This is a genomic window from Variovorax sp. W2I14, from assembly GCF_050435205.1.
GTDB lineage: Bacteria > Pseudomonadota > Gammaproteobacteria > Burkholderiales > Burkholderiaceae_C > Variovorax > Variovorax paradoxus_C.
In genome coordinates this window covers 2,607,540-2,620,329 of sequence record NZ_JBNDJX010000001.1, presented here as the reverse complement: position 1 = coordinate 2,620,329, position 12,790 = coordinate 2,607,540, and the positions used below count along the sequence as shown (strand labels likewise).

Sequence of the window (12,790 nt, the reverse complement as noted above, 5' to 3'; positions counted from 1 at the left end):
AGACTGAAGTTTTTGTTGTTGCGGAAGAAAGCGGATCGATGATGCCCCACGTTTTTGTCTACGGCACGCTGCGCCGCCATGGGCGCAACGACATCGCGCGCTATCGGCCTTCGCCCGTGTTCGTTGGCGAGGCGAGCATTGACGGGATGCTGTACGACCTTGGGGCTTATCCAGGCGTCGTGCTCGGTGGAGTGGGGCGCGTGAAGGGCGAGGTCTATCGCGTAGAGCCCGAGGTCGAGGCGGCGCTCGATCTGCTGGAAGAAGTGGCTGAGGACGATTCGGGCGAATACATCAAGCGCGAGGTTCGCGTGGCGGTTGATGCGGAGTGGCTTGATTGCCTGGTCTATGAGATTCACCCTTCGCGGATCGAGGGGCGTCCCGTGATCGATGGCGGCGATTGGATCGCGCACGCTGCAAAGAAACCATGAGCGTTTTCACCACCGAAAGATTGATTGCACATCGTGGAAGACGCCGCTGTTGCGGCGCAATATTTTTTCTCAATATGAGAAAAATAATTTCGCATTGAGGGATATCACCGTAAGTCTTTGATTTTGTTGAGTGAAAAATATGTCTTCTATAAGACATAAGAGTCTTGGATCGAATTACAGTTGATCCCAAGGCCGCAGCGCCCAATCGCTTTTTCAACCCTTCAATCAACCTCACGGAGTGACCATGCCCCAGACCCTCACAGAACAACTGAGCCGCGAACAGCAGATTGCCGCCCTCGAAAAAGACTGGGCCACCAATCCGCGCTGGAAGGGCGTCAAGCGTGGCTACAGCGCGGCCGACGTGGTTCGCCTTCGCGGCTCCTTCCCCATCGAGCAGACGCTGGCCCGCCGCGGTGCCGAGAAGCTCTGGGACAAGATCAACGGCGGCGCGAAGAAGGGCTACGTGAACGCGTTCGGCGCCATCTCCGCCGGCCAGGCCATGCAGCAGGCCAAGGCAGGCCTGGAAGCCGTGTACCTGTCGGGCTGGCAGGTCGCGGCCGACGGCAACACGTCCGAGACGATGTACCCCGATCAGTCGCTGTACGCCTACGACTCGGTGCCGACGATGGTCCGCCGCATCAACAACACCTTCAAGCGCGCCGATGAAATCCAGTGGGGCCGCGGCATCAACCCGGGCGACAAGGAATTCATCGACTACTTCCTGCCGATCGTGGCCGATGCCGAAGCCGGTTTCGGCGGCGTGCTGAACGCCTTCGAACTCATGAAGAACATGATTGCTTCGGGCGCCGCCGGCGTGCACTTCGAAGACCAACTGGCTGCCGTGAAGAAGTGCGGCCACATGGGCGGCAAGGTGCTCGTGCCGACGCACGAAGCGTGCGAGAAGCTGATTTCCGCGCGTTTCGCCGCCGACGTGATGGGCGTGCCGACCATTGTGCTGGCCCGCACCGACGCGGAAGCCGCCAACCTGATCACGTCGGATCACGACGCGAACGACAAGCCTTTCCTGACCGGCGAGCGCACGCAGGAAGGCTTCTACCGGGTCAAGAACGGCCTGGAGCAGGCCATCAGCCGCGGCGTGGCCTACGCGCCCTACGCAGACCTCGTGTGGTGCGAAACCGGCGTGCCCGATATCGGCTTCGCCCGCGAATTCGCGCAAGCCGTGCACGCCGCCTGCCCCGGCAAGCTGCTCTCGTACAACTGCTCGCCGTCGTTCAACTGGAAGAAGAACCTTGACGACAAGCAGATCGCTTCGTTCCAGGAAGACCTCTCGGAGCTGGGCTACAAGTACCAGTTCATCACGCTGGCCGGCATCCACATCAACTGGTACAACACCTTCCAGTTCGCCCATGCGTACGCTAACGGCGAAGGCATGAAGCACTACGTGAACATGGTGCAGGAACCCGAGTTCGCCGCGCGCGACAAGGGCTACACCTTCGTGTCGCACCAGCAGGAGGTCGGCGCCGGCTACTTCGACGACGTGACCACCGTGATCCAGGGCGGCTCGTCCAGCGTGAAGGCGCTGTCGGGTTCGACCGAGGAAGAGCAGTTCCACTGATCTGTCGACGCAGTTTTTCGCTGTCACTCTCAAGCCCGGCCGTGTGCCGGGCTTTTTTTGTGGCGTTTCATCGGCGGGGCCAGAGGAGGCTGCGGCGACAGCTCGAGCGGCCAGAAGTTAGAATCGCCGCCTCTGCACTCAACAAGAGCGAGAAAGGCACCTTGGTTATGACACCGCGAACTACTCCGCAAGGATCGAGCGGCTTTTTCTTCTTCGAAGCGATCGAAGGAAAGGGCCGGTAGCCCGCGCTCGCTGGTTTTTCTTCCAGCTCCCAACCAAGCAAAGCGCGGCATCCACCGCGCTTTTTGTTTTTCTCCCGAGGTTTCACATGATCCAGATCACGCTCCCAGACAACTCGCGCCGCGAGTTCCCAGGCCCGGTTTCGGTGGCCGAAGTGGCCCAGTCCATCGGCCCCGGTCTCGCCAAGATGACGGTGGCCGGCAAGGTCGACGGCCGGCTCGTCGATGCCAGCGACGTCATCGACCATGACGCCAAGCTCCAGATCATCACGCCCAAGGACGAGGAGGGCCTGGAGATCATTCGCCATTCGACGGCCCACCTGGTCGGCCATGCGGTCAAGCAGCTCTATCCGACGGCCAAGATGGTGATCGGCCCGGTGATCGAAGAGGGTTTTTATTACGACATCTCGTACGAGCGCCCCTTCACGCCCGAGGACATGGCAGCCATCGAGGCGCGCATGCGCGAGCTGATCGCGCAGGATTACGACGTCGTGAAGAAGATGACGCCGCGCGCCGAGGTGATCGAGGTTTTCAAGTCGCGCGGCGAAGACTACAAGCTGCGCCTCGTCGAGGACATGCCCGACGAGCAGGCAATGGGCCTCTACTACCACCAGGAATACGTCGACATGTGCCGCGGCCCGCACGTGCCAAACACGCGCTTCCTGAAGGTCTTCAAGCTCACGAAGCTGGCCGGCGCCTACTGGCGCGGCGATGCCAAGAACGAGCAACTGCAGCGCATCTATGGCACGGCCTGGGCCGACAAGAAGCAGCTCGACCAGTACATCCAGCGCATCGAGGAAGCCGAAAAGCGCGACCACCGCAAGCTCGGCAAGGAGCTCGACCTGTTCCACATCGACGAAGTGGCGCCGGGCGTGGTGTTCTGGCATCCCAAGGGGTGGGCGGTCTGGCAGGCGGTCGAGCAGTACATGCGCGGCATCTACCGCGACACGGGCTACTGGGAAGTGAAAGGCCCGCAGATCCTCGACAAGAGCCTGTGGGAGAAAACGGGCCACTGGCAGAACTACCGCGACAACATGTTCACGACGGAGTCGGAAAAGCGCGAATACGCGCTGAAGCCGATGAACTGTCCGGGCCACGTGCTGATCTTCAAGTCGGACCTGCGCAGCTACCGCGACCTGCCGCTGCGCTACGGCGAATTCGGTCAGTGCCACCGCAATGAACCCAGCGGCGCGCTGCACGGGATCATGCGCGTGCGCGGCTTCACGCAGGATGACGGGCACATCTTCTGCACGGAAGACCAGATCCTCGACGAATGCATCGCCTACACGGAGCAACTCCAGAAGGTCTACGCCGACTTCGGCTTCACGGACATCCTCTACAAGGTCGCGACGCGGCCCGAGAACCGCGTCGGTTCCGACGAGCTGTGGGACAAGGCCGAGCATGCGGTGATGGAGTCGCTGCGCCGCTCGGGCGTCGACTTCATCATCTCGCCGGGCGATGGCGCCTTCTACGGCCCGAAGATCGAATACACGCTGCGCGATGCCATCGGCCGCCAGTGGCAGTGCGGCACGATGCAGGTCGACTTCAACACGGCCGAGCGCCTGGGCGGCGAATACGTGACGGAATCAAGCGGCCGTGCGCACCCCGTGATGCTGCATCGCGCGATCGTGGGCAGCCTGGAGCGCTTCATCGGTATGCTGATCGAACACCACTCCGGCGCGATGCCCGCATGGCTCGCCCCGGTACAGGTGGCGGTGCTCAATATCAGCGAAGGACAGGCCGACTACGCTGCGCAAGTTGCGAAAACGCTGCAAAATCAAGGGCTTAGGGTTCAGCTGGATCTGCACAACGAGAAGATTACGTATAAAATACGGAAGCATTCGTTGCAAAAGCTCCCTTACATCCTTGTCGTGGGCGACAAGGAAAAGGAAGCAGGTGCCGTCGCAGTGCGCGCCCGGGGCAATCAAGACCTCGGAGCAATGTCCCTCGAATCGTTCGTGCAACGGCTCGTCCAGGATGTTGCCGACAAGCGTTGATTTGCCTCTGAAACACCCCATATGTTTCCCAGCCAAATCGTGCCGCTTGTCCGCGAGGACTGACCGGCGTTCGCTACAGATTTTGTAGCAAATTTTGAAGGATCCTGACCATCGCTACTGCATTTCGCGACCGCCGCCACCGCGAGGAACGCCAACACCGCCTGAACCGGGAAATCATGGCCCCGGAAGTCCGCCTTGTAGGCCCGGAAAACGAGCCAATGGGTGTTATGAGTCTCTCGGAGGCCCTGCGCCTTGCTGGCGAGGCCGATGTGGATCTGGTGGAGGTCGTCGCGGCGGCCAACCCGCCGGTATGCCGCCTGATCGAGTACGGCAAGTTCAAGTACCACGAGCAGAAGAAGGCGGCCGAGGCGAAGTCGAAGCAGAAGGTCATCGAGGTCAAGGAAATCAAGTTCCGGCCCGGTACCGACGATGGCGACTACAACATCAAGATGCGCAACATCAAGCGCTTTCTTGAAGAGGGCGACAAATGCAAGATCACGCTGCGCTTCCGCGGCCGCGAGATCACGCACCAGGAACTCGGTCTGGCGCTCCTGCAGCGCATTCGCGATGAACTGGGCGACACGATCATGGTCGAGCAGTTCCCGAAGCTGGAAGGCCGCCAGATGATCATGATGATCGCGCCGGGCCGCAAGAAGGCCGGCGGCGCTGCTCCCAAGCCGGCAGCAGACGCTGCGCCGGCACCAGCGCCCACGGCAACCGCCTGAGGCGTTTGCAGCAGATGAGGTTTTGAAGGGATTTCGCCATTGCCGGCGCTTTGAAAGAAGTGCTGGCAGGGGCGAGATAAAGAAGTGTCTCGGGGCCAACAAGTTCATGGAGCATCCATGGCGCCTCACGAGCACAAACTAAAGGAGCATTCACATGCCCAAAATGAAGACCAAGAGCAGCGCGAAAAAACGTTTCCGCGTTCGTCCCGGTGGCACCGTCAAGCGCGGTCAAGCCTTCAAGCGTCACATCTTGACGAAGAAGACCACCAAGAACAAGCGTCACCTCCGTGGTGCAGTCGCAGTGCATGAGACCAACATGGTTTCTGTCGCCGCCATGCTGCCCGGCCGTGGCATTTAACTCAGACGAACAAGGAGTACACACATGCCTCGCGTCAAACGTGGTGTAACGGCTCGCGCCCGCCACAAGAAAGTTCTCGCACTCGCCAAGGGTTTCCGCGGTCGCCGCGGCAATGTCTTCCGCGTCGCCAAACAGGCGGTGATGAAGGCAGGCCAATACGCCTACCGTGACCGCCGTACCAAGAAGCGCGTGTTCCGTCAGCTGTGGATTGCGCGTATCAACGCCGCCTCGCGTGAACTGGGCCTGACCTACAGCCAGTTCGCCAACGGCATCCGCAAGGCCGGTATCGAGATCGACCGCAAGATGCTTGCGGACATCGCCGTGCACGACAAGGCCGCTTTTGCCGGCATCGTGGAGCAGGTCAAGGCCAAGCTGGCTGCTTGATTCTGCACAGCAGGGGTGCTGCCTCCGGGCAGCTTCCTGCGCCCACGGCTCAAGGGCTGGCGCTTGAAAAGGCTCCAGCTCTTTTTTATTTCCCCTCGAAGATTTTTCTTGCCATGAACGAGTTGGACTCCCTTGCAGCCACCGCCCGCGCCGCCTTCGCCGAAGCGAAAACGCCCGCCGAGCTCGAAAACGCCAAGGCCCAGTTCCTTGGCAAGTCGGGCCGCATCACCGAGTTGATGAAGGGCATGGCCGCGCTGAGTGTCGAAGAGAAGAAGTCCCGCGGTGCCGCGATCAATGTTGCCAAACAGGCCATCGAGTCCGCGCTGACCGACCGCCGCCAGCAACTGGCTGACGAAGAACTCTCCCTGCAACTGCGTGCCGAAGCGCTCGACGTGAGCCTGCCCGGCCGTCGCCGCATCCCCGGCGGCCTGCACCCCGTGAGCCGCACCCTGGAGCGCATCGAGGAGATTTTCTCGAGCATGGGCTTCGACGTGGCCGACGGCCCCGAGATCGAGAGCGACTGGCACAGCTTCACCTCGCTCAACAACCCGCCGAATCATCCTGCGCGCTCGATGCAGGACACCTTCTACGTCGACCTCAACGGCGACGACGGCATCCCTTACAACCTGCGTCCGCACACCAGCCCGATGCAGGTGCGCTATGCGCATCAGCACATCAAGAAGTACGCGGCCGAATTTGCCGCTGCCGCAGCCGACACCACCGGCACCGTGAAGGCGCCCGAGATCCGCGTGATCGCCCCAGGCCGCACCTACCGCGTCGACAGCGACGCCACCCACTCGCCCATGTTCCACCAGTGCGAAGGCCTCTGGCTCGGTGAGAACGTGAGCTTCAAGGACCTGAAGGTCGTCTTCACCGACTTCTGCCGCACCTTCTTCGAGCGCGACGACCTCGTGCTGCGCTTCCGCCCGAGCTTCTTTCCGTTCACCGAGCCCAGTGCAGAAATCGACATCCAGTTCGCGAGCGGACCGCTGGCCGGCCGCTGGCTCGAGGTGTCGGGCTCCGGCCAGGTGCATCCGAACGTGGTGCGCAACATGGGGCTCGACCCCGAGCGCTACATCGGCTTCGCCTTCGGCATGGGCCCCGACCGGCTCACGATGCTGCGTTACGGGGTGAACGACCTGCGCCTCTTCTTCGACGGCGACCTGCGTTTTCTCTCGCAGTTCCAGTAAGCACCCATCCCCAGAAAATCAGATCGAGATCGAAGAGATGCAATTCCCGGAATCCTGGCTGCGCGAGTTCTGCAACCCGCCCCTCGACAGCGCCACGCTGGCCGAAACGCTCACCATGGGCGGCTTCGAGGTCGAAGAGCGCCGACCGGTGGCGCCGCCTTTCACGCGCATCGTGGTCGGCGAAATCAAGGAAGCCGAGCAGCACCCGAATGCCGATCGCCTGCGCATCTGCCAGGTCGATGCGGGGCAGGGCGCCTTGCTCAACATCGTGTGCGGCGCGCCCAATGCGCGCGTCGGCATCAAGGTGCCTTGCGCGCTCGTCGGCGCCGAACTGCCGCCCGGTGAAGACGGCAAGCCTTTCCTCATCAAGCTGGGCAAGCTGCGCGGTGTCGAGAGCCAGGGCATGCTGTGCTCGGCGCGCGAACTGAAGCTGAGCGAAGACCACGGCGGCTTGCTCGAACTCGACGCCGATGCGCCCATCGGCGCCGATGTGCGCGACGTGCTCAAGCTCGACGACGCGCTGCTGACCCTCAAGCTCACGCCCAATCTCGCGCACGGCCTCAGCGTGTATGGCGTCGCGCGAGAACTCGCTGCGCTCACGGGTGCACCGCTCAAGACGCCGACGATCGCGCCAGTGGCCACATCGTTCAACGACGTGCTGCCGATCAAGGTCGAAGCGCCCGAACTCTGCGGCCGCTTCTCCGGCCGCATCGTGCGCGGTGTGAACACCACCGTCGCCACGCCCGCCTGGATGGTCGAGCGCCTCGCGCGCTGCGGCCAGCGCAGCGTGACGCCGCTGGTCGACATCTCGAACTACGTGATGTTCGAGTACGGCCAGCCGAGCCACATCTTCGACCTCGACAAGATCCACGGTGGCCTCACGGTGCGCTGGGGCAAGGCGGGCGAACAGCTCAAGCTGCTGAACGGCACGACGATCACCGTCGACGACAAGGTCGGCGTGATCTCCGACGACCGCGAGGTCGAATCGCTGGCCGGCATCATGGGCGGCGACGCGACCTCGGTCTCGGATGAAACCCGCAACATCTACGTCGAAGCCGCGTTCTGGTGGCCCGAGGCCGTGCAGGGCCGTTCGCGCCGCTTCAACTTCTCGACCGACGCGGGTCATCGCTACGAGCGCGGTGTCGATCCGAGCCGCAGCGTCGAAATCATCGAGCGCATCACGCAATTGATCATCGAGATCTGCGGCGGCGAAGCCGGCAAGATGGACGACCAGACGCTGAACGTGCCCGCAACGGTGCCCGTCACGCTGCGTGTGGCGCGCGCTGCACGCGTGATCGGCATGCCGCTCACGCAGGCGCAATGTGCCGATGCACTGAACCGTCTCGGCTTCGCCATCGCGGAAGGCGAGGGCACGTTGACCGTGACCCCGCCGCCGCACCGCTTCGACCTGCTGATCGAGGAAGACCTGATCGAAGAAGTCGCGCGCCTGATCGGCTTCAACAACCTGCCGACCACCGCACCGCTCGCGCCCATCACCGCCCGTGTGCGGCCCGAAGCGCAACGCAGCCGTTTCGCAGTGCGCCGCAGCATCGCGGCACTCGGTTACCAGGAAACCATCAACTTCAGCTTTGTCGAAGCGCATTGGGAGCAAGACCTCGCCGGCAATGCCAATCCCGTCAAGCTGCTGAACCCCATTGCCAGCCAGATGAGCGTGATGCGCTCGTCGCTGATGGGCTCGCTGCTGCAGGTGCTGAAGTTCAATCTTGACCGCAAGGCACCGCGCGTGCGCGTTTTCGAACTGGGCCGCGTGTTCCTGCGCGACGACAGCGTCGTCACCACCGACAGCACGGTGCGCGGCGTGAACCAGCCGATGCGCATGGCGGGCCTCGCATGGGGCGACGCCGACGAATCACGCTGGGACGGCAAGCCGCAGCGCATCGATTTCTACGACGTCAAGGGCGACGTCGAAGCACTGCTCGCGCCGCTGGTTCCGACCTTCGAGCCGGCTGAGCATCCAGCCTTGCACCCCGGCCGTTCGGCCCGTGTGTCGATCGACGGCAAGGCCATCGGCTTCGTCGGCGAACTGCATCCGCGCTGGCGCCAGAAGTGGGACTTCGCGCAAGCACCCGTGCTGTTCGAACTCGACCTCGATGCCGTCGCCGCGCGCCCCGTGCCGGTGGCACAGCCGGTGCCCAAGCACCAGGCGGTCGAACGCGACATCGCAGTCGTGGTCGCCGAGGCCGTGACCCACGATGCGTTGATGCAAGCAATCCGCTCGACGGCCGCTGCAGAGGGCCTGCTGCGCGATGCAACGCTGTTCGACATCTACCGTCCGCAGCCGCTGCAGGGCGGAGCCGTTGCAGCACCCGGCGCGCTGGCGCAAGGCGAGAAGAGCATGGCGGTGCGCTTGAGCTTCCAGAGCGACAGCGCCACCCTCACGGACGAGCAGGTCGAGCCCGCTGTCCGTGCCATCGTCGAACAACTGGGCGCCAAGGTCGGCGGCCGCTTGAGAGGATGAAGATGAACGCTGCCGAATTCACGCTCGAGGCTCTCGAAACGCCGGCGCTCACCAAGGCGCACCTGGCCGACCTGCTGTTCGAGCAGATCGGGCTCAACAAGCGCGAGTCCAAGGACATGGTCGAGGCGTTCTTCGAGCTCGTGGCCAACAGCCTGATCGAAGGCACGGACGTGAAGATCTCGGGCTTCGGCAATTTCCAGATTCGCGTGAAGGCGCCGCGGCCCGGTCGCAATCCGCGCACCGGCGAAGCCATTCCGATCGGCGAACGTCGCGTCGCCACGTTCCATGCGAGCGCCAAGCTCAAGGAACAGATTCACGGAAGCATCGAGCAGAGCGGCTCATCCGAAGTCGAGTGGAGCCTGGGCACCGAATAGTGCTTGGTGCTCGGTGGCGGCGTAGAGTAATCTCTCAGGTTTCCCGCGCACCGTCTTGATTTCAATGGAGAAAACACTCCCGCCGATTCCTGTCAAACGCTACTTCACCATCGGTGAAGTCGGCGAACTCTGCGGCGTCAAGCCACATGTGCTGCGCTACTGGGAGCAAGAGTTCACGCAGCTGCGGCCCATGAAGCGCCGCGGCAACCGTCGCTACTACCAGCACCATGAGGTGCTGATGATCCGCCGCATCCGCGACCTGCTCTACGACCAGGGCTTCACGATCAGCGGTGCACGCAACAAGCTGCAAGAGCTCGTGCAAGGCGAGCGCGATCGCCGCAAGGCCGGCGAGGTGCCGCTCGAAGGCATGGAAGCGATCGAGATCGACCAGGAAGAATTCGACGCCGCCGTGGTGCAGGACAGCCCCGACCAGACCGCGCCGCGCACCGTCGACCTGTCGCAGTTGTTGCACCTTCGCCGCGAGCTTTTTGAAATTCGTGAACTCCTGACCGTCGGACGCTGATTTCCGCCGGCTATAATTGCAGGCTTCGGTGTGTGGCGCAGCCTGGTAGCGCACTTGCATGGGGTGCAAGGGGTCGAAGGTTCGAATCCTTTCACACCGACCAACAAAAAACGTCCAAGGGCGTCCGGTTTCATCCACCGGACGCCCTTTTTCATTGGGGAAATTGGCGAAAGCCATCTTCGGCCAGCATGTGGCTGCGCACAGTTGGTCCCTTATCGCGCGTGGGTAGCCCGTTCCCGATCCCTGAAGCTCGACGACAACCTGCTGCGCTGCAGGACACGTTGACGGCTGTGCGCATCCGCCGCCCGGTTCAGCCCTGCGCTCATGAGCTCCATGCGAACGGCGCAGTACCTGCGCGGCCGTGTGCCTTGCTCGCCGAGTTGTTTCCGTCCGAACGGATGCGCGAGGCCATCGAGGTGGTCTGCACGAGCGCATCACCCCGATGCTTTTCTCTCCGCTCTCCTCACGACCATCACCCGGATGCGGTCTGGGAAGCCGCGGGTTGGAATCGAACCCGACCGGCTACTCCGCGACGATGCCGGCGGTCTTGATGATCCGGCCCCAGCGCTCGAGCTCGGAGAGCTGGAACTTGCCGAGTTCTTCAGGGCTCGACAGCGAGACTTCCATGCCCGCCTGCTCGGCCACGTTGCGCACGGCGGGCGCCTTCATGGCGGACTGCATCAGCGCGTTCAGCCGGCTCACCACCGGTGCCGGGGTCCCTGCGGGGGCATAGAGCGCGTTCCAGTACCCGAACTCATAGCCGTTGATCGACTCGGCGACCGTGGGCGTGCCCGGCACGAGGGACAGGCGCTTCGGGCTGGTCAGGCCCAGTGCGCGCAGCTTGCCTGCCTTGACCTGCGGCAAGGTCGTGGCGAGGTCCGCAATCATCAGGTCGGTCTGGCCCGCCACCAGATCGATCACCGCCGGCGGGTTGGCCTTGTAGGGCACGTAGTTGAACTTGGTCGCCGTCATCTGCTGGAACAACTCGGTGGCAACCTGCGCGGAGGAGCTGCCAGATCCGTAGTTGAGCTTGCCCGGCGAAGCCTTGGCCAGCGCGATCAGTTCCGCGACGCTGTTCGCCTTGACCTGCGGATTCACCACCAACAGCTGATAGCCCTTGGCGAGCAAGGCCACGGGCGCGAAGTCCTTGATGGGGTCGTACGAGAGCTTCTTCTGCAGATGCGGATTGGCCGCCTGCGTGGTGTTCGTCGTCATGAACACGGTGTAGCCGTCGGGCTGCGCACGCGATGCGAACTGCGCGGCGATGCCGCCGAAGGCCCCGGGCCGGTTGTCGACGATCACCGACTGTCCAGTCGCCTTCGTCACTTCCAGGGCCACGGCGCGCGCCAGGCCGTCGGTGGCGCTGCCGGCGCTCGAGCCCACGACGATGGTGAGAGGGCGTGCGGGAAATTCCTGGGCGACGGCGGCGCCACCGTTCAACGAAAGTAAGGCGGCCAGGGCGAGCAGAGATCGGCGGTTCATGGTTTGTCTTTGATAGTTGTGGGAAAGCTTCGAACAGCGGCGCCGCATCGGCACCGCGACGGGAACGGTCAGCGCAGCAGGTTCCAGCCCGACATCAGCGCATGCAGCTGCCGGTGCTGGTTCTCCGAGAGCGGCCATGCGGAAGGCGCGCGCGCCGCACCGCAGTCGTTGCCCATCATCTGCAGCGCGGTCTTCACCACGGTCACGTTGGTGCCGTTGTTTTCCTGGGCGCGCAGCTCTTCAAAGGGCAGCATCTCTTCGATGAGCCGCATGGCCTGCGGATAGTCGGCCGCCTCCAGCGCCTGGTAGATGGCGACCGAGCGTTCGGGCCGCACGTTGATGAGGCCCGACGTGAAGCCGCGCGCACCCACCGCATACAGCGGCGGCGCCCAGACTTCCGCCAGGCCGCCGACCCAGGCCAGCCCGAGATCGGCGGTGCGGCGCATGGCTTCGGCGAGCACCAGCGGCGTGGGCGATGCCCACTTCACGCCGACGATCTGCGGAATGCGGCACAGCTCCTCGATCGCGGCCAGGCCGATCGCCTCGTTGCGCAGGTAAAGCACCAGCGGCAGGCCGTCGGCCGCGTCGGCGATCTGGCGCAGGTAGGCCACCACGCCGCGCGGTGCCACGAACGGATCGGGCGGCTGGTGAACCATCAGGGCATCGGCGCCGGCCTTGCGCGAAGCGCGGGCGAGGGCGCAGGCTTCGTGCACGCTGCGGCCCACGCCGGCCAGAAGCGGCGCGCGTCCCTGGATGCATTCGGCGGCGGCATGCACCATCTGCTCGGCTTCGTGTGCCTGCAGGCCGTAGAACTCGCTCGTGTTGCCGTTGGCCACGAGCACATGCACGCCCGCGTCGATCGCGCGGTCGACCACGACCCCGAGCCGCGAGGGCGCCAGGCTGTCGTCGGCATCGAAGGGCGTCACCAAAATGCCTGAAATGCCCTGGAGCGCAGCGCGCAGTGCCGCGCCGTGGAAATGACTCATCTGGTTGTCCCGTAATGGAGTGGCGGAGAAAGCGGCTACTCTAGAAGTC

The 12,790-nt window shown here is 63.5% G+C and carries 12 protein-coding genes and 1 tRNA gene; 11 read left to right on the top strand and 2 right to left on the bottom strand.

The window, feature by feature from the left end:
* Positions 1–38 precede the first annotated feature (38 nt).
* From QF040_RS12140 to QF040_RS12090, 11 genes are all read left to right on the top strand, one after another.
* Positions 39–428: a gamma-glutamylcyclotransferase family protein gene (locus tag QF040_RS12140; RefSeq protein ID WP_429611239.1), complete on the top strand. Its 390-nt coding sequence runs from the start codon at positions 39–41 to the stop codon at positions 426–428.
* 244 nt (positions 429–672) lie between these two features.
* Positions 673–2,004 carry an isocitrate lyase gene (aceA, locus tag QF040_RS12135; RefSeq protein ID WP_013542338.1) on the top strand — a complete coding sequence of 444 codons (1,332 nt, stop codon included), beginning with the start codon at positions 673–675 and terminating at the stop codon, positions 2,002–2,004.
* Positions 2,005–2,332: 328 nt separating this feature from the next.
* The gene (gene thrS, locus QF040_RS12130) at positions 2,333–4,240 is read left to right on the top strand and encodes a threonine--tRNA ligase (RefSeq protein ID WP_429611238.1); all 1,908 of its coding nucleotides are present in this window, start codon (positions 2,333–2,335) and stop codon (positions 4,238–4,240) included.
* 101 nt (positions 4,241–4,341) lie between these two features.
* Positions 4,342–4,965, top strand: a complete 624-nt coding sequence (gene infC / locus QF040_RS12125; RefSeq protein ID WP_080559403.1) for a translation initiation factor IF-3 — start codon at positions 4,342–4,344, stop codon at positions 4,963–4,965.
* Between the two features lie 154 nt (positions 4,966–5,119).
* A complete protein-coding gene (gene rpmI / locus QF040_RS12120; protein WP_007832497.1) occupies positions 5,120–5,323 on the top strand; it encodes a 50S ribosomal protein L35 in 204 nt (67 codons plus the stop codon).
* Positions 5,324–5,347: 24 nt separating this feature from the next.
* A complete protein-coding gene (gene rplT, locus QF040_RS12115) occupies positions 5,348–5,707 on the top strand; it encodes a 50S ribosomal protein L20 (protein ID WP_007832499.1) in 360 nt (119 codons plus the stop codon).
* A 113-nt stretch (positions 5,708–5,820) separates the two neighbouring features.
* A complete protein-coding gene (gene pheS / locus QF040_RS12110; RefSeq protein ID WP_429611237.1) occupies positions 5,821–6,897 on the top strand; it encodes a phenylalanine--tRNA ligase subunit alpha in 1,077 nt (358 codons plus the stop codon).
* 37 nt (positions 6,898–6,934) lie between these two features.
* Complete coding sequence (gene pheT, locus QF040_RS12105; RefSeq protein WP_429611236.1) at positions 6,935–9,376, top strand: phenylalanine--tRNA ligase subunit beta; 2,442 nt, start codon at positions 6,935–6,937, stop codon at positions 9,374–9,376.
* A 2-nt stretch (positions 9,377–9,378) separates the two neighbouring features.
* The gene (locus tag QF040_RS12100; RefSeq protein WP_198784729.1) at positions 9,379–9,750 is read left to right on the top strand and encodes an integration host factor subunit alpha; all 372 of its coding nucleotides are present in this window, start codon (positions 9,379–9,381) and stop codon (positions 9,748–9,750) included.
* Positions 9,751–9,814: 64 nt separating this feature from the next.
* On the top strand, positions 9,815–10,273 hold the full coding sequence (locus QF040_RS12095) for a MerR family transcriptional regulator (protein ID WP_013542332.1): 459 nt from the start codon (positions 9,815–9,817) through the stop codon (positions 10,271–10,273).
* Between the two features lie 26 nt (positions 10,274–10,299).
* A tRNA-Pro gene (locus QF040_RS12090) sits at positions 10,300–10,376 on the top strand.
* Positions 10,377–10,795: 419 nt separating this feature from the next.
* On the opposite strand, the gene QF040_RS12085 is transcribed toward QF040_RS12090, so the two are convergent.
* Entirely contained in the window at positions 10,796–11,755 is a 960-nt protein-coding gene (locus QF040_RS12085) for a Bug family tripartite tricarboxylate transporter substrate binding protein (protein WP_429611235.1), read from the bottom strand.
* A gap of 68 nt (positions 11,756–11,823) precedes the next feature.
* On the bottom strand, positions 11,824–12,741 hold the full coding sequence (locus tag QF040_RS12080; protein ID WP_429611234.1) for a dihydrodipicolinate synthase family protein: 918 nt from the start codon (positions 12,739–12,741) through the stop codon (positions 11,824–11,826).
* Positions 12,742–12,790: the final 49 nt, after the last annotated feature.